The organism is Allorhizocola rhizosphaerae (assembly GCF_003426775.1).
Classification (GTDB): domain Bacteria; phylum Actinomycetota; class Actinomycetes; order Mycobacteriales; family Micromonosporaceae; genus Allorhizocola; species Allorhizocola rhizosphaerae.
In genome coordinates this window covers 18,942-43,655 of record NZ_QJUG01000034.1, presented here as the reverse complement: position 1 = coordinate 43,655, position 24,714 = coordinate 18,942, and the positions used below count along the sequence as shown (strand labels likewise).

General features: G+C 67.6%; 19 protein-coding genes. 17 read left to right on the top strand and 2 right to left on the bottom strand.

All coding sequences use genetic code 11. The features are described 5' to 3' along the window. Window positions 1–177 precede the first annotated feature (177 nt). From DM816_RS09720 to DM816_RS09690, 7 genes are all read left to right on the top strand, one after another. On the top strand, window positions 178–654 hold the full coding sequence (locus DM816_RS09720) for a nucleoside deaminase (protein WP_117209824.1): 477 nt from the start codon (window positions 178–180) through the stop codon (window positions 652–654). Beyond that, window positions 651–1,541: a TIGR03619 family F420-dependent LLM class oxidoreductase gene (locus DM816_RS09715; protein ID WP_117209823.1), complete on the top strand. Its 891-nt coding sequence runs from the start codon at window positions 651–653 to the stop codon at window positions 1,539–1,541. Before DM816_RS09720 ends, DM816_RS09715 begins: the two co-directional genes overlap by 4 nt. Before the next feature lie 180 nt (window positions 1,542–1,721). Further along, window positions 1,722–6,266 carry a glutamate synthase large subunit gene (gltB, locus tag DM816_RS09710; protein ID WP_246001779.1) on the top strand — a complete coding sequence of 1,515 codons (4,545 nt, stop codon included), beginning with the start codon at window positions 1,722–1,724 and terminating at the stop codon, window positions 6,264–6,266. Continuing rightward, complete coding sequence (locus DM816_RS09705) at window positions 6,259–7,725, top strand: glutamate synthase subunit beta (RefSeq protein WP_117209822.1); 1,467 nt, start codon at window positions 6,259–6,261, stop codon at window positions 7,723–7,725. The genes gltB and DM816_RS09705 overlap by 8 nt, the downstream gene beginning before the upstream one ends. 808 nt (window positions 7,726–8,533) lie before the next feature. Then, window positions 8,534–9,874: an ice-binding family protein gene (locus DM816_RS09700; RefSeq protein ID WP_117209821.1), complete on the top strand. Its 1,341-nt coding sequence runs from the start codon at window positions 8,534–8,536 to the stop codon at window positions 9,872–9,874. Between the two features lie 234 nt (window positions 9,875–10,108). Next, window positions 10,109–10,789, top strand: coding sequence for a DUF5819 family protein (locus DM816_RS09695; RefSeq protein WP_211588617.1), 681 nt, complete (start codon window positions 10,109–10,111; stop codon window positions 10,787–10,789). Window positions 10,790–10,796: 7 nt separating this feature from the next. Next, on the top strand, window positions 10,797–11,921 hold the full coding sequence (locus DM816_RS09690) for an HTTM domain-containing protein (protein WP_117209820.1): 1,125 nt from the start codon (window positions 10,797–10,799) through the stop codon (window positions 11,919–11,921). A gap of 117 nt (window positions 11,922–12,038) precedes the next feature. Here DM816_RS09690 and DM816_RS09685 read toward each other — a convergent pair whose 3' ends face one another. Next, window positions 12,039–12,854, bottom strand: a complete 816-nt coding sequence (locus DM816_RS09685; RefSeq protein ID WP_117209819.1) for an AfsR/SARP family transcriptional regulator — start codon at window positions 12,852–12,854, stop codon at window positions 12,039–12,041. A gap of 221 nt (window positions 12,855–13,075) precedes the next feature. On the opposite strand from DM816_RS09685, the gene accA reads away from it, so the two are divergent. Genes accA through DM816_RS09640 form a run of 9 tightly spaced genes read left to right on the top strand, consistent with a single transcriptional unit; the run spans window position 13,076 to window position 22,693 of the window. Beyond that, the gene (gene accA, locus DM816_RS09680) at window positions 13,076–14,812 is read left to right on the top strand and encodes an acetyl-CoA carboxylase carboxyltransferase subunit alpha/beta (RefSeq protein ID WP_246001777.1); all 1,737 of its coding nucleotides are present in this window, start codon (window positions 13,076–13,078) and stop codon (window positions 14,810–14,812) included. Next, window positions 14,809–15,318, top strand: coding sequence for an acetyl-CoA carboxylase biotin carboxyl carrier protein (locus DM816_RS09675; protein ID WP_117209818.1), 510 nt, complete (start codon window positions 14,809–14,811; stop codon window positions 15,316–15,318). Before accA ends, DM816_RS09675 begins: the two co-directional genes overlap by 4 nt. 10 nt (window positions 15,319–15,328) lie before the next feature. Next, window positions 15,329–16,684 (top strand): acetyl-CoA carboxylase biotin carboxylase subunit, encoded by a 1,356-nt coding sequence (locus DM816_RS09670; protein WP_117209817.1) that lies wholly within the window; start codon window positions 15,329–15,331, stop codon window positions 16,682–16,684. Window positions 16,685–16,696: 12 nt separating this feature from the next. Next, window positions 16,697–16,960, top strand: a complete 264-nt coding sequence (locus DM816_RS09665) for an acyl carrier protein (protein WP_117209816.1) — start codon at window positions 16,697–16,699, stop codon at window positions 16,958–16,960. Further along, window positions 16,957–17,427, top strand: a complete 471-nt coding sequence (locus DM816_RS09660) for an SRPBCC family protein (RefSeq protein WP_117209815.1) — start codon at window positions 16,957–16,959, stop codon at window positions 17,425–17,427. Before DM816_RS09665 ends, DM816_RS09660 begins: the two co-directional genes overlap by 4 nt. Beyond that, on the top strand, window positions 17,424–17,837 hold the full coding sequence (locus DM816_RS09655) for a cupin domain-containing protein (RefSeq protein ID WP_117209814.1): 414 nt from the start codon (window positions 17,424–17,426) through the stop codon (window positions 17,835–17,837). Before DM816_RS09660 ends, DM816_RS09655 begins: the two co-directional genes overlap by 4 nt. Beyond that, a complete protein-coding gene (locus DM816_RS09650; protein ID WP_117209813.1) occupies window positions 17,834–19,117 on the top strand; it encodes a beta-ketoacyl-[acyl-carrier-protein] synthase family protein in 1,284 nt (427 codons plus the stop codon). Before DM816_RS09655 ends, DM816_RS09650 begins: the two co-directional genes overlap by 4 nt. After that, window positions 19,114–20,346, top strand: a complete 1,233-nt coding sequence (locus DM816_RS09645; protein ID WP_117209812.1) for a beta-ketoacyl synthase N-terminal-like domain-containing protein — start codon at window positions 19,114–19,116, stop codon at window positions 20,344–20,346. The genes DM816_RS09650 and DM816_RS09645 overlap by 4 nt, the downstream gene beginning before the upstream one ends. Window position 20,347: 1 nt before the next feature. Further along, complete coding sequence (locus DM816_RS09640; RefSeq protein ID WP_246001775.1) at window positions 20,348–22,693, top strand: FAD-dependent oxidoreductase; 2,346 nt, start codon at window positions 20,348–20,350, stop codon at window positions 22,691–22,693. Here DM816_RS09640 and DM816_RS09635 read toward each other — a convergent pair. Next, window positions 22,686–24,107 (bottom strand): NAD(P)/FAD-dependent oxidoreductase, encoded by a 1,422-nt coding sequence (locus DM816_RS09635; protein ID WP_211588615.1) that lies wholly within the window; start codon window positions 24,105–24,107, stop codon window positions 22,686–22,688. The genes DM816_RS09640 and DM816_RS09635 overlap by 8 nt on opposite strands. A 124-nt stretch (window positions 24,108–24,231) precedes the next feature. Between DM816_RS09635 and DM816_RS09630 the strand changes: the two genes are divergently transcribed. Beyond that, window positions 24,232–24,555 carry a TcmI family type II polyketide cyclase gene (locus DM816_RS09630; RefSeq protein WP_117209810.1) on the top strand — a complete coding sequence of 108 codons (324 nt, stop codon included), beginning with the start codon at window positions 24,232–24,234 and terminating at the stop codon, window positions 24,553–24,555. Window positions 24,556–24,714: the final 159 nt, after the last annotated feature.

Below are 24,714 nucleotides of genomic sequence, written 5' to 3'. Positions count from 1 at the left end.
CCACACCAGACTGGCTATCCAATATCACCTGCCGCATTGTTGCGAGTGGGCACGACTGGCGGCGATAGTCGTTGCAGCGGCGCGGGGATTTGTTCGAATGCCGGTGGCCGACTTGTGCCTCCGCTTCACGGATTTCAGCGGCCTGACCCGGCATGGATCGCGCTAGGCTCACCCCTCATGGATGAGCGGGATCTTTTGCGGGAGGCGGTCCGGCTGGCCGTTGCCAACGCCGACGCCGGCCAGCTGCCATTCGGGGCGCTTGTCGTCCACGGAGGGAACGTGGTGGCGACCGGTGTGAACACGGCATTGCGCGATCAGGACCCGACCGCACACGCCGAGGTGGCCGCGATCCGCGCCGCCTGCCGCACGCTGGGCACGCTGGATTTGGGTGGAGCCACGGTGATGTCCAGTTGCGAGCCGTGCGTGCTGTGCCACAGCGCGGCCGCCGTGGCCCGGGTGGGCCGCATCGTCTACGCCGCAGCCAAGGAGGATGTGCCCGACCTGGGCTACCCGGCCACGCTCGATCCCACTGATCTGCTCGGGCGCATGCAGGCAGCCGCGCGGGGACTGGCACCGGAGCAGATAGTGCACTTGCCCACCGACGGTGCCGCCGAGCCGTTCCGGCGGTACCGGCAGGGCAGGGCCGCAGCGTGACGGTCCTCGGCCTCAACATCCGCAACTTCGGGCCGACCGCTACGCCGGAGCACCTGGTCGGCTGGGCCCGCTTCGCAGAGGAGCACGGGTTCGGGATCGCGATGCTGTCCGACCATGTAGCGCCGACCCCGGACGTCAACGAGATCTACCCGGCGCCGTTCTACGACCCGTTCGCCACGCTCTCGTGGCTTGCCGGCCTCACCTCCACGCTCCAGTTGGGAACCAGCGTCGCTGTGCTGCCGTACCGGCACCCGCTGCTGGTGGCCCGGATGGCGGCTAACATCGACAGGTTCGCCGACGGGCGTTTCGTGCTCGGCGTCGGGATCGGATGGTCCGAGCCTGAGTACCATGCCCTGGGCATCCCGTTCGCGAAGCGGGGAGCGGTGACCGACGAATATCTGGCCGCCATCATCGCGGCCTGGACCGAAGACGTGGTGTCACTCGACGGCCAATTCGCCGATTACCGCGACGTCCGCACCGGACCGCGGCCCGCGCAGACGCCACACCCGCCGGTCTGGGTCGGCGGGTCCAGCCCTGCCGCGATCCGGCGGGCGGCCCGGTTCGGGGAGGCCTGGCACCCAATCAATCGGGAGCCTGCGTGGCTACGCGAGGTGGGCGTGCCGTCGTTACGGGTCGCGTCCGCCGAAGCCGGAAGGCCGATGCCCGCACTCGCACCCCGCATCCGGGCCCGGCTCACCGCCGGCGACCTCCGTGAACGGCGGGCGGGCGAGGGCAGCCTGGCCCAGGTGTGCGCCGACGTGCGCGAGCTCATCGACCTCGGCAGCACCTACGTGGTGCTCGACCCAAACCCCGACCACCCGCGGGACGAGAAGCCGCTCGCCGACGACTGGCGAGCACTGGCCGCGATCGCCGAGCGCCTCCGGTAGGCGGCGTCACTGCGGTTCCCGGTTACGCCTTGAGGGTGTCTTACCCATCGTAGGCATAGTTGCTGCCTTACGAATTCGCGGGTCATTGTGTACGCTCCAGGGAATTTACTGGGCCGATGTCGTCCCGCCGAACTCATGATCACAGCCACGCTGGCCATGACGTTTGTCAGGAGCCGACACGTGACATTTTCCGCTGTCCCGTTTGCCCAGGGTCTCTACGACCCCGCCAACGAACACGACGCCTGTGGCGTCGCCTTCGTCGTGGACGCACGCGGCCGACGCTCGCACGCGATCGTCGAGGCGGGCTTGACCGCGCTGCGCAATCTGGAGCATCGTGGCGCCGCAGGCTGCGAGGTCAACTCCGGTGACGGCGCGGGAATTATGGTGCAGGTGCCGCACGAATTCCTTTGCGCGGTCACCGACTTCCCCTTGCCGGAGCCCACCGCGTCCGGGGAGCCGACCTATGCCGTGGGCAATGCCTTCCTTCCCGCGGACACCAGCCAACGGACGCGTGCCATCGAGGTGATCGAGCGGATCATCATCGAGGAGGGCGCTAAGCTCGTGGGTTGGCGTGACCTGCCCATCGACGCGCAAGGCGCGGACCTCGGCCCGTCCGCTCGTTCTGTGCAGCCGCATTTCGCCCAGTTGTTCATCTCGGGTGAGTCCGGCCTTCCCCTGGAACGGCTGGCGTTTGTGGTGCGGCGCCGGGTCGAGCGGGAGACCCGCGAGCGCGGTGTCGACGTGTATTTCTCCTCGTTGTCCGCCCGCACGGTGGTCTACAAGGGGATGCTGACGACCGGTCAGCTCCCGGTGTTCTTCCCCGATCTGTCCGACCCGCGGCTGGTGAGCGCGATCGCCTTGGTGCACAGCCGGTTCTCCACCAACACGTTCCCGAGCTGGCCGCTGGCGCATCCGTACCGCTATATCGCACACAACGGCGAGATCAACACCCTCAACGGCAACCGAAACTGGATGCGTGCGCGCGAGGCGCTGCTGGAAAGCGACCTGATTCCCGGTGATCTCAGGCGCCTGTTCCCGATCTGCACACCGGGGGCGAGCGACTCCGCGAGCTTCGACGAAGTCCTCGAACTGCTGCACCTGGGCGGCCGTTCGCTGGCACACGCTGTGCTCATGATGATTCCCGAGGCCTGGGAAAACAACTCCACGATGGACCCGGCGCGGCGCGCCTTCTACGAGTTCCACGCCTCGGTGATGGAGCCTTGGGACGGTCCGGCCTGCATCGCGTTCACCGATGGGACCCGCATCGGTGCCGTCCTCGACCGCAACGGTCTGCGTCCGGCCAGGTGGTGGCGTACCAGCGGGGATATCGTGGTGTTCGCCAGCGAGGCCGGTGTCCTCGACTTCGACCCGGCCGAGGTCGTCGCGAAAGGACGGTTGCAACCCGGCCGGATGTTCCTCGTGGACACCGCCGCCGGGCGCATCGTCGACGACGAGGAGATCAAGTCCGAGCTGGCCGCCGAGCATCCGTATGCCGACTGGTTGCGCGATGGCCTGATGCGGCTGTCCGAGCTGCCTGACCGGGAGCACATCACCTACGGCCACGAGGCGGTGCTGCGGCGCCAGCTGACGTTCGGCTACACCGAGGAGGAGCTGCGGGTCCTGATCACACCGGCGGCCCGCGACGGCGTCGAGCCGATCGGATCGATGGGCACGGACACCCCCATCGCGGTGCTGTCCGAGCGCCCGCGGCTGCTGTTCGACTACTTCAGCCAGTTGTTCGCGCAGGTGACGAACCCGCCGCTGGACGCGATCCGGGAAGAGATCATCACCTCGGTCGGCAGCACGATCGGGCCGGAGCAGAACCTGCTCGCACCGTCGGCGGCGTCCTGCCGTCAGATCGTCCTGCCGTTTCCCGTGCTGGACAACGACGAGCTCGCCAAGCTGATCCACATCGACGATGACGGCGACATGCCCGGGTTCAAGGCGATCACCGTCTCGGGCCTGTACCGGGTACACGATGGTGGTGAAGGTCTCAAGAACCGGTTGATCGAGATCTGCCGGCACATCTCCGAAGCCATTGAAGATGGTGTACGGCTGATCGTGCTATCCGATCGCGACTCGACCGCAGACCTGGCGCCGATCCCGTCGCTGCTGCTCACCGCCTGCGTGCACCATCACCTCATCCGCGAGCAGACCCGCACCATGGTGGGGTTGGTCACCGAGGCCGGCGACGCTCGCGAAGTGCACCATATGGCGCTGCTGCTGGGCTACGGCGCCGGTGCCGTGAACCCGTACCTGGCCTTCGAGTCCATTGAGGACATGATCGCCACTGGCGCGCTCGCCGGCATCGACCGACACAAGGCCGTGCGAAACTACGTCAAGGCCATGGGCAAGGGTGTGCTGAAGGTGATGTCCAAGATGGGCATCTCCACGGTCGCCTCCTACATCGGCGCGCAGGTCTTCGAAGCGGTCGGCCTGTCCGACGAACTCGTCGAGCGGTACTTCACCGGCACATCGAGCAAGCTCGGTGGGATCGGGCTCGACGAGATCCATGCGGAGGTTGCCGCCCGGCATGCGCGCGCCTGGCAGGCCAATGCCACGCGCACCGCACACCGCCGGCTGGAAACGGGCGGGGAATATCAGTGGCGACGCGAGGGCGAACTGCATCTGTTCAACCCTGAGACGGTGTTCCTGCTGCAGCACTCGACCCGTAGCAGACAGTTTGAGGTGTTTGAAAAGTACACCGCCGCGGTGGACTCCATGTCGCGCAAGGCGGCGACCCTGCGCGGCTTGTTCGAACTGAAGGTCGGCGCCCGCCCACCGGTACCGATCGATGAGGTTGAATCCGTGGAAAGCATCGTCACGCGGTTCTCCACCGGCGCGATGTCGTACGGCTCCATCTCCGCCGAGGCGCACGAGACGCTCGCGATCGCGATGAACTCGATCGGCGCCAGGTCCAACACCGGCGAGGGTGGAGAGGACGTCGATCGGCTCTACGACCCTGCTCGACGCAGCGCCGTCAAACAGGTCGCCAGTGGACGGTTCGGGGTCACCAGTGAATACCTGGTCAACGCCGACGACCTCCAGATCAAGATGGCGCAAGGTGCCAAGCCTGGTGAGGGCGGCCAGTTGCCCGGACACAAGGTGTATCCGTGGGTGGCCCGCACCCGGCACTCCACACCCGGCGTCGGCCTGATCTCCCCGCCGCCGCACCACGACATCTACTCCATCGAAGACCTGGCTCAGCTGATCCACGATCTGAAGAACGCCAACGATCGGGCTCGGATCCACGTCAAGCTCGTCGCCGAGGTGGGTGTGGGCACGGTCGCGGCGGGGGTCAGCAAGGCGCACGCCGATGTGGTCCTCATCTCCGGGCACGACGGCGGGACAGGTGCCTCGCCGTTGACCTCGCTCAAGCACGCCGGAGCGCCATGGGAGCTGGGCCTGGCCGAGACGCAGCAGACCTTGCTGCTCAACGGATTGCGCGACCGGATCGTCGTGCAGGTCGACGGCCAGCTCAAGACCGGTCGTGACGTCGTCATCGCCGCGCTGCTGGGCGCGGAGGAGTTCGGCTTCGCGACCGCACCGCTGGTGGTGTCGGGCTGCATCATGATGCGCGTGTGTCACCTGGACACCTGCCCGGTCGGTGTGGCCACGCAGAATCCAGAGCTGCGCAAGAAGTTCAACGGCAAGCCGGAGTTCGTGGTCACGTTCTTCGAGTACATTGCCGAACAGGTGCGGCATTATCTGGCCGACCTCGGGTTCCGCAGTCTCGACGAGGCGATCGGACACGCCGAGATGCTGGACACCCGCCCGGCCATCGACCATTGGAAGGCCGCCGGCCTGGACCTGTCGCCGATCCTCGCGATGCCCGAACTTCCCGACAGGACGCCGCGGCGCCAGGTCATCGGTCAGGACCACGGCCTGGACAAGGCGCTGGACAACACGCTGATCCAACTAGCCGAGGGTGCGCTCACCGACGGGCAGCCGGTCCGGATCGAGTTGCCGGTGCGCAACGTCCACCGGACCGTGGGCACCATGCTTGGCTCGCGGGTGACTCGCGCGTTCGGCGGCAAGGGCCTGCCCGACGACACCATCGAGATCGTGCTCACCGGCACCGCGGGCCAGTCCTTCGGCGCGTTTCTTCCACCGGGGATAACCCTGAGGTTGTACGGCGACGCCAACGACTATGTCGGTAAAGGGCTGTCCGGCGGTCGAATCATCGTCCGTCCACATGAGAGCGCGGCGTTCGTCGCCGAGGAAAACATCATCGCCGGCAACACCATCCTCTATGGCGCCACGTCGGGTGAGCTGTACCTGCGTGGCCGGGTGGGCGAGCGGTTCGGTGTCCGCAACTCCGGTGCGGTCGCGGTTGTCGAAGGCGTCGGTGACCACGGGTGCGAGTACATGACCGGCGGGCGCGTCGCCGTGCTCGGCCCGACCGGGCGAAACTTCGCCGCCGGCATGTCCGGCGGTGTGGCCCACGTGCTGAATCTGGACCATTCGCTGGTCAACACCGAGATGGTCGACATCGAGCCACTGTCGGTGGAGGATGCCGTCGAGCTGCGGTCCATCGTGGAACGCCACTATGCCGAGACCGGTTCGGTGGTGGCCGAATCCATCCTCGCCGACTGGCCGCGACACTCGGCAGCGTTCTCGACGATCATGCCCCGGGACTACAGACGGGTGATGCAGGCAAGGCGGTTGGCCGAACTGTCCGGTCGTAACGTGGACGAGGCGATCATGGAGGCGGCTCGTGGCTGATCCCACTGGATTCATGAAGAACGGCCGGGAGCTGCCCAAGCGCCGCCCGGTGGAGGTCCGGATCTCTGACTGGCGCGAGGTTTACCAGCCGTTCGCACCCGACAAGCTCCAGACCCAGGCGGGTCGCTGCATGGACTGCGGGATCCCTTTCTGCCACAACGGCTGCCCGCTCGGGAACCTCATTCCGGAGTGGAACGACCTGGTGCGCACCGACAGCTGGCGTGCTGCCAGCGACCGGCTGCACGCGACCAACAATTTCCCTGAGTTCACCGGGCGGCTGTGCCCCGCTCCGTGTGAAGCCGCGTGCGTGCTCGGCATCAACTCCGACGCGGTCACCATCAAGCAGGTCGAGGTCGAGATCATCGACCGGGCCTGGGCCGAGGGCTGGGTCGCGCCGCAGATTCCGGCGTGGCTGTCCGGGATGAAGGTCGCGGTGGTCGGCTCCGGCCCGGCCGGGCTGGCCGCCGCTCAGCAGCTGACCCGCGCCGGCCACGAGGTGACCGTGTACGAATCCGCCGACCGCATAGGCGGGCTGCTGCGATATGGCATCCCGGAGTTCAAGATGGAGAAGCGGCACCTCGATCGGCGGCTGGCGCAGATGGAGGCCGAAGGCACCCGGTTCCTCACCGGCGTCCACGTCGGCACCGACCTCACCGCCGAGCAACTACGTGCGGAGTTCAACGCGGTCGTGATCGCCACAGGGGCAACGGTTCCGCGTGACCTTCCGGTGCCAGGCCGCGAGCTGGCAGGCATCTATTCGGCAATGGAGTATCTGGTGCCGGCCAACCGCGTACAACTCGGCGATTTTGACTCGTCGCCGATCGACGCGGCAGGAAAGCATGTGGTGATCATAGGCGGTGGTGACACCGGAGCCGACTGCCTCGGGACCGCCCATCGCCAAGGCGCCAGGAGCGTGACGCAGCTGGAAATCATGCCGCGGCCGGTCGACCTGCGCCCCGACTCCACCCCGTGGCCCACCTGGCCGTTGATCTACCGCACCTCCAGCGCCCACGAGGAGGGCGGCGAGCGACTGTTCGCTGTCAATACCGAGAGGTTCGTGGGCGACGAGCACGGCAATGTGCGGGCGCTCGCGCTGCACGAGGTCGAGATGTTCGACGGCAGGTTCTACAAGGTCGAGGGAACCGAACGCGAGATCCCAGCAGACCTGGTGCTGCTGGCGATGGGCTTTGTGTCCATCGGTGACGCGGCCAAGGGCGGCTTCCTGGAAGCCCTCGGTGTCGAGGTGGATTCGCGCGGTCGGGCGATCCGTGACGCCGGTTGGAGGTCCACAACCGACGGTGTGTTCATCGCCGGTGACGCCGGGCGCGGACAGTCGTTGATCGTGTGGGCCATCGCCGAAGGACGGGCTGCCGCGGCGGCGGTCGACGCCTACCTGTCCGGGTCGTCGGCTCTGCCGGCCCCGATCCGTCCGGACACGGTCGCCCTCGCCGCACGCTGAACCCACCCGAGCCGACGGACTCGTCACGGGTGAGGGACTCTCCGGCGGTGACGCCGACGTGCTGCTTGGTTTACCTACCAGCGGCCATCTCGCTGCGACTCGCCGACGGTTTCCAGCCCTGAGCCCTCACGACCGGACGCCATAACGCTGAACCGCACGGTCAACACTCGGCAGAACGCTCTCATCTCCGGCCGGAACCGGGCCTGCCTTGGGCCTGGGCGTCGTGGCCGATCTTCTCCATCGCCGTCACCTGTTCGATCGTGTCCAATTTGGACCTCGTGTTCGACCACAGCGTCGGCCACCAGCCTCCGCCGCAGAAGCGGCGTCACATTTCCTTCCAGGTGATGCCGTGGTGTTTGTGTCGGATTCAGCCCACTGGACACTCCGGACCGCAAGTAGGTGCACCAGCCCAGTAGTACCGGGGTTGAACCGGCGCAGCAGGACCGGCATCGCGTCGTTGCGGTTCTGCCACCGGACGCCCAGGCCACGGTCATTGCCAAGTGATGGGCCAGGTCGGGCGTGAAGTGAAGCGTTTCCGCACGCGGTAGGGGTCATGGGTGCGCGGATATCGGTTCCGGATGCGGCTAGGAACCGCCAAGAACTGGTCGGTTCAACTCGCCCCTCATTGTCATTGTGAGCAGCCATTTGTCCAGTAATATCCGCTTTGCCTACTCTTGGATCGGCTCCGTGTGCGCCTACCTGCGGTGCGTCATGTGGGAGATCGAAGATGCGGGCACCTTTTAGCGGGTTCACGACACGCTTCCTGAGCGATATTCAGAAAGCGCACATTGCCGTAGGAGTTTCTCATATGACACTTGAAGTCTCGACAGCGCCTCGTCGGCGCTCACGCTCCATGTGGTTGGCTGCTGCCGTCACGACGGTGACGGCAGCAGCTGCGCTGGTCTTGGTACCGACACGCGCAGATGCCATTGCCACGTTCGTACCTCTCGGCGCCGCGACCAGCTTCGCCGTGTTGGGCGGCGAGTCCGTGACCAACACCGGCCCGTCGGTGATCAACGGCGACCTTGGCGTCAGTCCCGGGACGTCGGTAACCGGCTTCCCGCCCGGAATCGTGAACGGAGAAATTCATGTTGCGGACGCGGTGGCTGCTCAGGCACAGTCCGATCTGACCGCGGGATACCTCAACGCCGCGGGCCAAGCCCCTGACTTTTTCCTCCCCTCCCCGGAGCTCGGGGGGCTCACTCTGATCCCAGGTGTCTACCGTTTGCCCGGCACCGCGCAACTCACCGGCACGCTGACGCTGAATGCCCAAGGCGACCCCAATGCGGTGTGGATATTCCAGATCGCATCGACTCTGATCACCGCTTCCAACAGTACGGTAAGCCTGATCAACGGTGCGGCGCCCTGCAACGTCTTCTGGCAGGTCGGAAGCTCGGCAACCATCGGCACGAACTCCGACTTCGTGGGCAATATCATGGCTCTGACCTCAATCGCCGTCCAGACGGGTACCGACATCGAGGGCCGGGCGTTGGCACGCAACGGTTCCGTGACGTTGGATACCAACGTCATCACGCGGTCTATTTGCGCGCCAGGCGGGACCACCGGCGGCACGACGAACGGCGGGGTCGTCGGCGGTACCACGAACGGCGGTACCACGAACGGCGGGGTGGTCGGCGGTACCACGAACGGCGGGGTCGTCGGCGGCACCACGAACGGCGGGATCGTCGGCGGGATACTGGGCGGTGTGCTCGGAGGCGTTCTGGGCGGCGTTCTGGGTGGCGTGCTGGGGGGCACGACAGGCGGCAACAACAACGGCGGGGTGCAAGGCGGAGTGGTCGGTGGCGTGCACGGTGGCGCTCACGGCGGAATGCACGGTGGCGCTCACGGCGGTCATGGCGGAATGCACGGCGGCTACGGCGGTCATGGCGGCTACGGCGGTCACGGCGGCTACGGCGGCTACGGCGGTCATGGCGGCTACGGCGGTCATGGCGGTCACGGCGGCTACGGCGGTCACCACGGCGGTGACGATGACGGCAACGGCGGTCACCACGGCGGTGACGACGATGGCAACGGCGGTCACCACGGCGGTCACCACGGCGGTCATGGTGGTCACGGCGGTGACGACGATGGCAACGGCGGTCACCGTGGAGGTCACGGCGGCCACGGCAAGAAGGTGAAGCGCAGCTAGCCGTCCTCGACGGTTGGCGCAAACTGAGCGCGCGGCGGTGCTTGCGGACGCCGCCGCGCGCGGCCGTGACCTGAGCGAGGCGGGACGTGGGAAACGTGCAGCCGAAATCCCTGGAGCTGCCCACATCCCGCCGAGATTGGCCGCGAGCCGGTCTCAACCACTGACACCTGCGAGAGAACGAAAGGCGCTGTCGCGCATGACAAAGGGTTGGATTGCAGACGTGCGACGGGTGACATGAGTACACAACGCGAAGAAACCGCCCCGCGGACGGCCGACCTTGCGAGCACCGGCGGCGTGCAGCAGGCGGAACCGCCGCAGTTTTTGAACGCAGTGATGGGAATCGCCGTGGCTGTGTGCGTGGTCGTGTCCCTTGTGCACATCGCATTGGTGTTTCTGCATGTCGCCCCGCCGAACGAGATCACGAAGCGGTATGGCGCGCAGATCGATGCATGGGTCAACCCGTTCTTTGAACAGAACTGGCGATTGTTCGCCCCGGATCCGGAAACAGCCACCCGGCAAATATCAGTGCGGACGCGGACCACCAAAGACGGTGTCGCTAAGGTCAGCGACTGGTTCGACCTGAGCGCCGTGGACTACGCCGCCATCGAGAACAATCCCTTCCCCAGTCATACCAACCACAACATGCTACGCCGCGCCTGGGTCGCCTACCTCGAAACTCATGGCAACGACGATCAGCCACACTCGGAACGTGCAATGATGATCCAGCAATACTTGCGCAACATAGCCGTGCAGCGGCTCACCGCTCACCGCCGGGCGCCCTTCGAGGCCATCCAATTGCGCGTGATCACCAAGCCGATCGCGAGGCCGGCCGAAGTGGGAAATTCCCGCCCGGCGCCGCGTCCCGTTGCCGATGTCAGGTTGCTCCCGTGGTGGGCGGTGTCCAATGACAGCTAGGCCCGCAATGCCGGGGCTGGAGCCAACCGGTGCGCACACGACAGAGGCGAACAAGCGGCGAGCATTCGACCGTCTCAGCGCGCTCGGCACTGCTCTGACCGAACAGCCGGTCTCCCTGTATGCCGCGGCGGCGCTGCGCATCGGATATGGGTTGTTCTACCTGGTTTTTCTGCTGACGGAGTTTTCACACCGCGACGAAATCTGGGGTCCGGGTTCACCGTGGACGCCAAGCCTGGCCAACCAGTTGTTCGAGCAGACCGGCTGGGCGAGCATTTTGACCCTGTCCGACAACCGTGTGTATTTCGAAGCCTGCTACGTAGGGGCGATTCTCACGTCGGCACTGTTCATGTTTGGCTGGCGAACGAGGGTGACGTCAATCCTGTTCGCGATTGTGGTGGGTTCGTTTCACGCCAGAGCCGTCTACATGACCGACGGTGGAGACAATCTCGTCATCCTCATGGCCATCTACCTCGTGTTCACCGCCTGTGGGCGGCGGTGGTCCCTGGACGCACGGAGAAACCGGCTTCGCGCGAGGCCTGACGCAGCCTCTGGATGGGTTTTGGCTCGCCAGACGTTGACCACGGTCCTGCACAACTGCGCGATGTTCATCATCGCCGCCCAGATCTGCATCCTCTATGGGGCTGCCGGCTTCTACAAGGTGCACGGCGAAACCTGGGGCAACGGCACCGCACTGCACTATGTCCTGAACCAGGAGCTGTTCCGGCCATGGCCAACCCTGTCGTCCTTTGTCGATAGCCTCCCGCTGCTGGTCGCCGTCGTCTGCTACATGACCGTCCTGTTGCAGGTCGCATTCCCGTTCGTCCTGTTCAGCAGAATCAAGTACCCAGTCCTGGCGATGATGCTCGGCATGCATCTCGGCATCGCCGTCCTCATGGGACTCCCGCTCTTCTCCGCCGCGATGATCATCGCTGACGCCGTGTTTTTGCCGGACCGCTTCTACCGTTTCGTTGCAGACACATGGCAGCAGAGCCGTACAGCCAACTGGTTGGTTCGGCGGCGCTCGCAGATCAGGTGGCACAAGGTGCCTCGACAGCTGATGCGCCCGCCACGCGAGAGCGTTGAGACTCCGGCAACACAACCAAGCGACGATTCCGCGATCGCGGGTAAGTGACCCGGCGCCGGTGCTATCCCTCGGCCGGGGTCGCAAGGCGTTGTGGCGCAACCTCGTCGAGTTCGACGGCCAATCCGGTCGGGCTCGATCTGAATCGTCAATGACCCGGCCGCGGGTTCACGCTGTCGTGTTCGGCGAGTACCGCATGGAGAGCGCGAAGTTGTCAAGGTCCGGGTCGGCGGTGAGGATCGCACGCTGAATGCTGTGGATGCGCCGCGACGGTTCCAGACCGACGTCCTCGAGCAGCGTGGTGCGCAGGCGATGGAAGGCGTTGAGCGCGTCGGTTCGCCGGCCCGCCCGATAGAGGGCCACCATGTACTGCGCCTGCAGGTCTTCGTGCAGCGGATGCTGCGCCGCAAGGCTGCTCAGCTCGCACAGCACCGTGTGGTGCCGGTTGAGACGCAACTCGGCATCGATGCGCAGCTGGCACGTGGCAAGGCGGCTCTCCTCGAGGTGGCCGACCTCCACGCTCAGCACCGGGCCCAGGCGCACATCGACCAGCGCGGCGTCGTGCCATTGCTTGAGCGCCTCGCCCAGCAGGCGGGAGCCCCGCACGTCGTCATGCTCGGCCAGCGCCGCGCGGCCTTCGGCGGCGAGCCGCTCGTACTCGTGCAGGTCCAGCTCGCCGGGTTTGACGCGCAGCACGTAGCCGTCGGCCGTGGTGACGAGGATGTCACGGGCAACCGCTTCGGAGGCCATGCCGAGGGTCTTCGCGAGCATCCGGCGCACCTGCAGGACGTAGGTCTGCAGTGTGGTGTGCGCGCTGGCGGGAGGATCATCGCTCCACAGCTCGCGGCTTAACGTCTCGATCGGCACAACCAGGTTGGCGCGTACCAGGAGCAGCGCCAAGACCTTACGTGGTTTTGGGGCGGTCAAGCAACCGATCACGGTGCCGGAACGCACAGCCAGCTGGCCGAGAACGCGACAGTCCATGCTGCCTCCGAGTGTCGCGGTAGCCCGAAGGACTCCTATCCGAACTCTTGGCTGTTTCAGGACTAAAAATACTGGGCGTATGTGGTTCCTGCAGGTCAACGGCTCTAATCGGAGCAAAGTGAAACTCCAGCGAGCGTCAAGGGATGCCCTGGAAGAGTCAATTACGGCGAAAGTGACCAATCAGATTTGACCTGGTATTCCTGGCGAAAGGGGCGTCGGAGATGGCGGAAACGATGCTGACGCGGGGCACACCGGAGGCCCACCGGCCGCACTGGGTGCTGTGTCCCGGCTGCCAGGCGGTGGTGTACCGGCGCCGCATGGCCGGCGCCGACGGCGTCTGCCCGCAGTGCGGCCGATACAGCGCGTTGAGCGCGCCCGAGCGCCTCGCCCTGCTCGCCGACCCGGACACGTTGGAGCCGCTCGACTTCGAGCTGCCCGACAGCGATCCGCTCAGCTTCGTAGACCAACGGCCTTACCTGGAGCGCATCGCCGCGGCACGTGACGCGACCGCGCTGCGCGAGGCGGTCCTGTGTGCACGGATGCGCATCGGCGGCACCCCGGCGATCGTCGCCGCGATGGACTTCCGGTTCATGGGCGGCAGCCTCAGCCTGGCGGTCGGAGAAATGATCACGCTGGCCGCGGAGACCGCCCTCGCCGAGCGCGCGCCGCTGGTGATCGTGACCGCCTCCGGTGGGGTGCGGATGCAGGAGGGCGTGGTCGGCCTGCTGCAGATGGTGAAGACCGCACAAGCACTGCAGCAGCTCAACGAGGCCGCAGTGGCCACCGTCTGTCTGGTCACCGACCCCACCTACGGCGGCGTCGCCGCATCCTTCGCCCTTCTCGGCGACGTCATCGTGGCCGAACCCGGGGCACGGCTGGGTTTCGCGGGGCCGCGCGTGATCCAGGAGACCATCCGCGAGAGGCTTCCCGACGGATTCCAGACCGCCGAGTTCCTGCTGGAGCGCGGTTTCATCGACCAGGTTTGGCCCCGCTCGGCGCTGCGCGACCGGCTGGGAAGACTGCTGTCGCTGGCGACCCGCAGCCGCTCCGACGCCTATACCGAGCCGGTGAAGCAGGTGGCAGTCCGTGAACCGGCCACGCTGGAGCAGCGACCGGCCTGGGACGCGGTACGCGCGGCGCGCGACATCGCCCGGCCCACCACGTCGGACTACCTGCGGATGATCCTCGACGACTTCGAGGAGCTGTGTGGGGATCGCGTCGGCGGCGATTGTCCGGCCATCATCGGTGGCCTCGGCCGGCTGGGCGGCGACCCGATCATCATCATCGGGCACGAGAAGGGGCACACGCCGACCGAGCTGACCGCCCACCGGTACGGCATGCCCGCCCCGGCCGGCTACCGCAAGGCGGGGCGGCTGATGCGCTTGGCCGCCAAGTGGGGTCTGCCGGTGGTGACCCTCGTGGACACCCCGGGCGCACACCCAGGCCTGGAGGCCGAGCAGCAGGGGCAGGCCAGCGCAATCGCGGAGAACCTGCGCCTGATGTCGACTCTGCCGGTGCCCGTCGTCACGGTGGTCACCGGCGAGGGGTGCAGCGGCGGCGCTCTGGCCATAGCCGTGGCCGACCGGCTTCTGGTGCTGGAGAACGGTTTTTATACCGTCATCAGCCCCGAGGGGTGCGCCGCGATCCTGTGGCGCGAGCGTTCCGCGGCGCCTGAGGCGGCGCAGGCGCTGCGCATCGATGCGCGGTCCCTGCTGGAGATGGGTGTGGCCGACGGGGTGATCCCGGAACCGCCGGGCGGAGCCGGAGCCGACCCCGTCCATGCCGCCTCGTTGCTGCGCGAGGCCATCCGCTACGAGCTCGCCGAGCTCACCACATTGGACCCGGCCGGGCTGATCGCCGCGAGGCGCGACCGGTACCGCCATTTTGACGGCTCCACCGACCGCCGCGCTGGGCGTGCCGCGGATCTGGTGACCGCTTCCTTCAGGAGGAACTCGTGACTGAGGTGATCAACCCCGACCAGCGCGTGCCGAGCCTCGGCGCCGGCTCACTCGCGGAGGCGCTCAACGACGTGAGCCGTAGCGCGCAGAAGCTCCTCGCGGACGTCAACAGCCCGCCGCGGATCCTGCGCATCCGGGCCGGCGAGGTGCAGGTGGAGCTGGAATGGCCCGCGCAGGAATGGGTCACTCTTACCAGCCCGGTGCAGGCGCACGCCGTACCGCAAAATAATCCTGAACCTGAAACCGCGGCTGCCGGGCTGTTCGAGCTATGCGCTCCGACGGTGGGCACCTTCTACGTCGCGCCCGAACCCGGGGCGCCGCCCTTTGTCGCCGAGGGGGATCTGGTTCGCGCGGGCCAGCAGGTCGGCATCGTCGAGGCGATGAAGCTGATGATCCCGATCGAGGCCGAGCGCGACGGGCAGGTGGTCGCGGTGCTCGCCGCGAACGGGAGCAGCGTCGAATACGGCCAGCGCCTGTTCACCTTCGCCACCCCCTGCGCGGAATAGGGGTGACCGAATGTTCAAGACCGTACTGATCGCCAACCGGGGCGAGATCGCGCTGCGCGTCGCCCGTACCTGCCGGGAAATGGGGCTGCAGGTGGTCGCGGTGTACTCCACCGAGGACCGTGACAGCGCGGTGGCCGGACTTGCCGACCGCGCCGTGTGCATCGGCCCCGGCCCGGCCAAGCTCAGCTACCTCAACATGGCAGCCATTTTGGAGGCTGCGATGTCGACCGGTGCCGATGCCGTGCATCCCGGTTACGGTTTCCTGTCTGAGGTGCCGCACTTTGCCGAGGCGTGCGAGACCTCCGGGCTGACCTTCGTCGGCCCGCCCGCGGCGGTCATGGAACGGCTCGGAGACAAGTCCTCGGCGCGGCGGACCATGGCGGAGGTCGGCCTGCCCATGCTGCCGGGCAGCATCGAACCGATCGTGGACGCGGACATGGCGGCGAAGGTCGCCGCCGACGTGGGCTATCCCGTCATCGTCAAGGCGGTCGCCGGCGGAGGCGGTCGCGGTATGCGGGTGGTCGCCGAGGCCGGTGAGCTGCCCCAGCGGTACCGCGAAATCCGGGCCACGGCGCAGGCACTGTTCGGCGACGACCGCGTCTACATCGAGCGCTACCTGCCCGCGGCGCGCCACGTCGAGGTGCAGGTGGTCTGCGACCGGTACGGCAACGGCGTCCACCTTGGACTGCGCGACTGCTCCGTGCAGCGCCGCCGCCAGAAGATCATCGAGGAGACCCCGGCACCGAACCTGCCGGCCGCGGTGGCCGACGACATCTGCCGGGCGGCCGTGCAGGCATTGCTCGCCACGGGCTACGTCGGCGCGGGCACTGTCGAGTTTCTCCTCGACGGCCCGGACCGGTGGTACTTCATGGAGGTCAACTGCCGCATCCAGGTCGAGCACCCCGTGACCGAGCTGGTCTACGGCGTCGATCTGGTACGCGAACAACTCCTCGTGGCCGCCGGGGAACCGTTGAGCCTCAGGCAAAGCGAGCTGGCGCCGCGCGGCGCCGCGATCGAATGCCGGGTCAACGCCGAGGACCCCGCGCGTGACTTCCTGCCCACCCCGGGCCGGCTCAGCGAGCTGCGCCTGCCCGCCGGGCAGTTCGTGCGCGTGGACAGCGATGCCCGTGCCGGACACCGCATCTCGCCGTCCTACGACCCGCTGCTGGCCAAGATCTCCGTGTGGGGACCGGACCGGCCGCAGGCGGTGACCAGAATGCTTCGCGCGCTTGACGAGTTTCACGCCGAAGGCCCGGGTGTATGCACCAACCGCGACTTCCTGCGCACGGCGATGCGCCATCCGTCATTCGCCGCGGGAACCCACAACACCTCGCTGGTGGCCGAACTGGCACCGGCTCAGCAATGAAGGAGAGGAACCATGCCGAACGAGACGTTCTCCATCGACGATCTCATGACACTGCTCGTCGCCAAGGTCGGCCTGCCCGAACCGGCGCGCACCGACAATCCACAGTGGACATTCGCCGACGTGGGGCTGGACTCCCTGGCGTTCCTGCAACTACAGGCGGAACTGCAGGGCATGTACGGGGTACAGCTGCCCACCGAGCCGCAGTCCTGCACATTCGGCCAGATCGTCAGTCACGTCAACGAGGGCCTCGCCGCCAAGCAGGGAAGTGCCGCATGACCGCGCCGACCATCGGGCACGTCGACAACTCCGTGCTCATCAACTCCGATCTGGACCTGGTCTGGGAAGTGACCAACGACGTGGAGAACTGGCCCAACCTGTTCACCGAGTACGCCTCCGCCGAGATCATCGACCGGCAGGGCGCCACGGTGCGGTTCCGCCTGGCGATGCACCCCGATGAGAACGGCAAGGTGTGGAGCTGGGTGTCGGAGCGCACCCCCGACCCCGTCACGCGGCGCGTGGTGGCCCGCCGGGTCGAGCCCGGCCCATTCGAGTTCATGAACATCGAATGGATCTACACGACCGAGGCGGGCGGCACCCGGATGCGCTGGATTCAGGATTTCCGGATGCGCCCGGATGCGCCCATCGACACGGCCGCCATGACCGACCGGATCAACGCCAACACGGCGATCCAGATGGACATCATCCGCAAGAAGATCGAGCAGCTGGCAGGCGAACGAGCATGACTATCACAGAGACTGATCTCATCAAGACCGTGTCCATCGACGACGTGCCGGCCAACCGGCGCCGGGGCGGGGACATCCGGACCATCCTGTCGCCGGCGACGGTCGGTGCGACGTCAGGTTTCCTTGGCACGCTTCGGCTTGAGCCGGGCGAGGTGGTGACCGAGCACTGGCATCCGTACTCCGAGGAGTTCCTGTTCTGTGTGCAGGGCGCGATCACCTTGCGGCTCAACGGTGTGCAGCGTCCGCTGCGCGCCAACGAGGGGGTGCTCATCCCGATCGGCGTGCGCCACCGGCTGATCAACGAGGGCCCGCAGAGCGCCTTTCTGGTGTTCCAGCTGGCGCCGTTGGCACCCGCGCCGCACCTGGGCCACGTCGACACCGAGCCGCTGCCGCAAGAGGTCCCCCGATGAGTGGCCCCGACCGCCGCACCGTCGTCACCGGCGTCGGCGTGGTCGCTCCCGGCGGAACTGACCGCGAGTCGTTCTGGCGGCTGCTGACCGACGGGCGGACCGCGACCCGCCGGATCACCTTCTTCGACCCGTCGGCCCTGCGCTCGCAGCTCGCCGCCGAGTGCGACTTCGATCCGTTGGCGGCGGGGCTCACGCTCCAGGAGATCCACCGCAACGACCGCTTCGTCCAGTTCGCGCTCGCCGCGGCGGACGAAGCGGTGCGGCAGAGCGGGTTGGACCTGGCCTCCGGGACAGGGGTCGACCACGACACGGTCGCGGTGAGCCTGGGCAGTGCGGTCGGCGCCACCACGCGGCTGGAGAACGAGTACTCGGTGGTCAGCGACCACGGCCGGAAATGGCTGGTGGACCAGCGCTACGCCAGCCCTTTCCTCTACCACGCGCTCGTGCCCAGCGCACTGGCCACGGAGGTGGCGTGCCGCTTCCGCGCGCACGGCCCGGCGATGGTCGTCTCCACCGGATGCACGTCGGGGCTGGACGCGGTCGGCAACGGCCACCAGCTCATCGCCGACGGCGAGGCCGACATCGTCATCGCCGGCGCCACCGACGCGCCCATCTCGCCCATCTCCATGGCCTGTTTCGACGCGATCCGGGCCACGTCGGCACGCAACGACGACCCCGGCGGCGCGTCACGGCCCTTCGACGCCACCCGAGACGGGTTCGTCATGGGCGAGGGCGCCGCGGTGCTCGTGCTGGAGGAGGCCGAGCACGCCCGGCGGCGCGGTGCCGAGGTGCTGTGCGAGATCCGCGGCTTCGCCAACCGCTGCAACGCCTATCACATGACCGGGTTGCGGCCCGACGGCGTGGAGATGGCCGAGGCGATCGACGCCGCGCTGGCCGAGGCACGCCTCGATCCCACGGCGGTCGGCTACGTCAACGCGCACGGCTCGGGCACGATCCAAAACGACCGGCACGAGACCGCCGCGTTCAAGCGCAGCCTGGGCGAGCACGCCTACCGCGTTCCGGTCAGCTCAATCAAGTCGATGGTCGGCCACTCGCTGGGCGCCATCGGCGCCATCGAGCTGGCGGCCTGCGTACTGGCGATACGGCACGGCGTGGTGCCGCCAACGGCCAACTACGAAAACCCCGATCCCGAGTGCGACCTGGACTACGTGCCGCGTCAGGCGCGTGAGCACCGCGTCGACGTCGCGCTCTCGGTCGGCAGCGGGTTCGGCGGGTTCCAGTCCGCCGTCGTGCTTACCAAACCGGGAGGGACATCATGACCGCTAGAACCGTGGTCACCGGTATCGGAGTCGTCGCACCGAGTGGCATCGGTGCCGAGGAGCATTGGCGTTCCACGCTCGCCGGTGAGCTCAAGGTGCGCCCTATCAACCGTTTCGACACCAGCGGGTACGCCACAACGCTCGCCGGACAGGTGGAAGGCTTCACCGTCGAGGAGCACGTCGACGCCCGGCTGGCGGTCCAGACCGACCGGTGGACGTGGATGTCGCTGGCCGCGGCGCAGCTCGCGCTCGACGACGCCAAATACGACCCCGCCGCGCACGATCCATACCAGACCTCGGTCGTGCTCGCCAGCGGTTCGGGCGGCAACGAGTTCGGGCAGCGTGAGATCCAAGCGTTGTGGAGCAAGGGTCCCGGCGCGGTGAGCGCGTATCAGTCGATCGCGTGGTTCTACGCGGCCAGCGCCGGGCAGACCTCGATTTTGCACGGCACCAAGGGTCCCGCCTCGGTGCTCGTCTCCGAGGCGGCCGGCGGGCTGGACTGCCTGCAGGGGGCGCGGCGGGTCATCCGCCGTGGCACACCGACCGTGCTCGCCGGTGGCACCGAGGCGCCACTGTCGCCATATGCACTCGTGTGCCAGATAGCCAATGGGCGCACCACCCGCAGCCGGGACCCGCGCGAGGGCTACCGGCCGTTCGACGTCAACGCCAATGGATACGCGCCGGGCGAGGGCGGAGCGGTGCTGGTGCTAGAGGACGAATCGGCTGCGCTCGAGCGGGGGGCGCAGCAGATCTACGGTGAGATCGCCGGCTACGCGGCCACCCACGACGCGTACCACCATGAGGATCCGGCGCCGGACTGCCGTCAGCTTGTACGGGCCATGCGGCGTGCCCTGGCCGAGGCGCAAGTGCGGCAGGAACAGGTCAGTCTGGTCGTCGCCGACGGCGCCGGAACCGCCGCCCTCGACGCGCTCGAAGCCGACGCGATCCGCACCGTCTTCGGCGCCGGTGGGGTGCCGGTCAGCGCGCCGCAAGGGTTCATCGGCCGGTTGTGTTCCGGCGGCGCGGCGGTCAACGTCGCGACCGCGCTGCTGGCGATGCGTGACGGCGTCGCACCGGCGGTGGGCAACCTGTGCGAGCCGGTGCCGTCCTACGGGCTGGACCTCGTCGACCGCCCACGCGAGCTGCCCGTGGACGTGGTGCTGGTCAATGCCCGCGGCCACGGCGGGTTCAACAGCTGCATGGTCCTCAAGCGCCATCAGGAGCGGTGACGTGACCGGCGACGGCGGCAAGCCTGTGCGGATGATCCTGCGGATGCGGGTGCGGCAGGGCCGCGAGGCCGAGTTCGAGAGGGTCTGGCGCGAAGCGGCGGCGGAGATCAGCCGCGTGCGGGGCAACCTGCGCCAGGAACTGAGCCGCGACACCACCGACACGCAGACCTACGTCATCACGAGCGAGTGGACCGACCAGGAGACGCTCGAACTTTTCGGCCGCAGCGCCGCCCGCGACCGTCTCACCGCCGCGCTGCGCGAGATGCGAGAGTCCGCCGACCGCAGCACGCTCGAGGTGGTGCACGTGGTCGAGGGGCAGCCGCTCAGGATCCGGGTCGCGGTCAAGGTAACCGTCCCGGAGGGCAAGGAGGAGGCGTACGAGCGGGCCTACCTCAAGGTGGCCGAGCGGATGCGCGGCACGCCCGGGCATACCCGCGAGGAACTCCTTCGCGAGGTGGGCACCAATAACTATGTGTTGTTCGCAGAATGGGAAAACGAGACCGCCTTCAATGCCTGGGCCGATGACCCCGCGCACATGGACCAGACCGCGCCGCTGCTTCCGTACCTGCTGGAAAGCTTTGAACGGACCACCTTCGAGATCGTTGCCCGCCCTGAGGAACAGCTGCCCGACATCGCTTCGGAGGTCAAAGTGCCTGAACTACCGCCGACGCCGGTCGTCGCCGTCGAGCGTGAAGCGCCGGGGGAGCGGGTCGACACCGACGTGCTCGTCGTCGGCGCGGGCCCGGCCGGGCTCACGCTCGCCATCGAACTCGCGCGGCGCGGCGTCGACTGCAGGCTCATCGAGAAGCGCACCGAGCCGTCAAGCCAGGCCGACAAGGCCATCGGCATCCAGTGCCGCACCATGGAGATCTGGGAGGACATCGGCGTGGTCCAGGAAGCGATGGATGTCGGTGCCTGGCTGCACGGCCAGACCGTGTTCGTCAACGGCCGCCAGACCCATCAGGTCGACTGGGACCTGCCCGAGGTTCCCTACGCGCACTTGGCCCTGCCGCAGTACGAGACCGAGCGCATCCTCGCCGGCTGCCTGTCGCGCCACGGCGGGCGGGTCGAGCGGGGCATGGAGCTTGTCGGCCTTACCCAGGACGCATCGGGCGTGACCGCGCACATCAAAGCCGCCGATGGGGGGAGGTCGCAGATACGGGCGCGCTACGTCGTCGGCTGCGATGGCGCCCACAGCACCGTGCGGCAGTGCGTGGGCGCGACCTTCGAAGGCGGGATGGGTATGTTCCCGCAGCTGTTCATGATCGGTGACGTCGAGCTGAATTGGACGATGCCCGAGGGCCACCTGCTGCGCTTCATCCACGTCGAAGACGACGAGATGAAGGGCATGTTGGTGTGTGTGCCGCTGCGCGGGCCGGGGCGTTACCGGGTAGCGACGCTGGCGCCGCCGCGCATCGCGGCGGAGGTGGGCTCGGGGCCTATCCCGCCCGGCTTCTCGCAGGAGTACGCCCCGCCGGCTCTGTCCGACATCCAGGCCGTGCTCGACGAGCTGGCACCGGCGGGGGCGACCGCGAGCAACCTGCGTTGGTCGTCCATCTTCCGGATCAAGCACGGCATCGTCGACCGTTACCGCGAGGGGCGGGTGTTCCTCGCCGGGGACGCGGCGCACCTGCACCCGCCGGCCGGCGGCCAGGGGATGAACACCGGCATACAGGACTCCTGGAATCTGGGCTGGAAACTTGCTTATGCGGTACGAGGGCAGGCCTCCGCCGGGCTGCTTGACAGTTATGAGGCCGAGCGACGCCCGGCCGGGAAGTCCATCGTGGACCGTGCGGTGCGCGTGGCCTTCACCGACGAGATGGACATGGAGGACGAGAAACTCCAGTTCCTCACCGACATGCAGATGACACTGACGTATGCGGGCAGCCATTTGGTGGGTGAACTGGTGGAGAACGGGGGAACGTTCGAAGGAGGGCCCGCGCCGGGCGACCGCGCACCCGATGTCGAGCAGCTGCGCCGCTTCGGCGTGAGCCACCCGCTCCGGCTCTTCGACCTCACCCGGGGCACCGCGCACACCCTGCTCGTCTACGCGGACGTCGGGATGCCCGAGCCCGAGATCGTCGAATACGAGAAGCTGGCCGCCAAGGTGCGCGCGCAGGGTCCGGGTCTGGTCAACGTGTACGTCATCGCGCATCCGGGCGCCACCGTGCCCGCGCTGCTCGAACTGCCGGTGCTGCGCGACGCCGCCGACGGGTTCCGTTCCGCCTACGGCGTGCGGGGCAGCGGCGCATATCTCATCCGCCCGGACGGGCACGTGGGCTTCAGGTGCGCGCCGGTGTCCGCCACGGCGATCGATGAACACCTGTTCAAGGTTTTCGCTATATGAGCTGCGCGGGCTGTCCCGTGATGGCGAGCCAGTCGTCGCGCGACGGGCCGGGTGGCATCGAGGGAAACTCCGGGTGCTCGTCGAGCCAGCGGGCGACGTGCTCGCGTACCTCATCGGAACCGAAAGCGATTTGCGGGGCCAGCACCAGATGCCGCACCTGTGCCTTGGCGCGCATGACGATCGGGTCCTCGAGCGCGCAGGGGTTCAACGCGAACTGCGCTCGTGCGGCGGCATCGAGGGCGGGCATGCCGGCGGTGCCGGAAAGGAAGGCCTCGTCGCCGCGGTCGACGGTCACCTGGTGGTCGAACCAGGGTTTGAGGGTACGCACCGCCCACTCGTGATACTCGGAAGCGAACCGCACATGGTCGTCCAGTCCGTCCACAGTGGACGCCACCCGCTGCGCGGCAAGCAGGGTCAGCGCCACCCCCTGCCCGAGCGTCGGGTTGGTGTGCGTGATCGAGTCGCCCACGCCCAGCAGCCCGGTCACCACGGGTCCGGCGTCGTCCACCAGCGCCGTCCATCGATTGTCGAGCCCAGCCATGATCTGCATGTCGCCGATGCCCTTGGCGCTGCGGGCGAGCCACGCGCCGGGCCCGGGGAAGATGGCGGCGAGCGAGTCGAAGACCTCCGGGTCGCGCAGCGCGGCCCGGGTGGGGTCCGAGGCGGAGATCGCCAGCGTGACACCGAAGATGTCGTTGTCGGACGGGAACACCAGGCCGATGGCGAACGGGGTGACCGACACCTCGCTGATCCGCTTCGGCTCGGGCTCGGCGCCGGGGCTCAGGCGATACCAGCGGGAGAAGTAGGCGATGCCGATCCTGTGGTTCTCCACCACCGCGGGGCGGCAGCCGGCCTGGGCTAGCCAGCCGCTCACGGGGGAGCGGCGCCCGGCGATGTCGAGCACCAGGTCGGCGTGGTGCACTTCGGCGCCGCAGCGCACCCCGGTCACCAGTGGCACGTCGCCCGGCGTGCCGAATACGAGTCCGTCGACGGTCGCGCCGCTGCGAAGCTCGACCGAGGACTCTCGCGAGACAGCCTCATAGAGCGTGGTCTCCAGCAGGATGCGCCGGGTGCGGGTGGTGACCAGATCCTCGTCGCCGGGCCGAGCCGGGGGATGCCCGTCGAACCAGTCGAATTCGTGGTACTCGCGGGCGCCCAGGCGAAGCATCGAGGCGTAGACGTCGGGGGCTTCGGTGCGAAGGATGGTTCGCACCGGGGCCATGAAGGCGTGCGGCTGGGTCGCCTGCGGGACACGCGGACGCTGCCAGTCGAAGAAATCACCGTCCAGATTGCCCGTGGGCCAACGGTTCTCGGCCTCGAACACCGTCACCGAATGGCCTCGACGGCCGAGGAAGAGCGCGGTGGCCAGCCCGCCGATGCCGCCACCGATGATTACGAGTTTCGCCAACCCCATCGCCCCCATGGTTTGAGAATGTCACCCCAGCATGGTGATCGTGATTTGCGAGGTCAACAGACACGCCGGGGAGTCGCCCGTTAGGTTGAGGAGAGGCCTGAATCACCATGGGGGAAGGACAACAATGAACCGAACCATCATCGTCGCCCGCATCCAGCCCGACGCCGAGAGCGCGGTGGCCGATGTCTTCGCCGCCTCGGATGCGACCTCGCTGCCGCACGACCTGGGTGTGCGGCAACGGGCGCTCTACTCGCTTCAGGACATCTACCTGCACGTGATCGACTTCCAGAGCGACCCGGCCGAGGCGCTGCGGCGGGCGCAAGACCTGCCCGGCTTCCGGCAGATCAGCGCGGACCTGAAGCCCTACATCCGGCCATACGACGAGCAACGCTGGCGCACGCCACAGGACGCGGTGGCCAAGCAGTTCTACCGGTGGAGCGCGACGTAGCGGTGAACGGCTCCGAGGAATGGCCGCCTACTGCCCGCCGCCAGGAGATACCGGTCACGGGCACACACACCTCGTCTCGAGCCCGCTGAAGGACGCAAAGCTACGGCACCACATTCCGACGACATCGCGCGCAGTGCCCCGATCGGCGGTCCCGTCCTG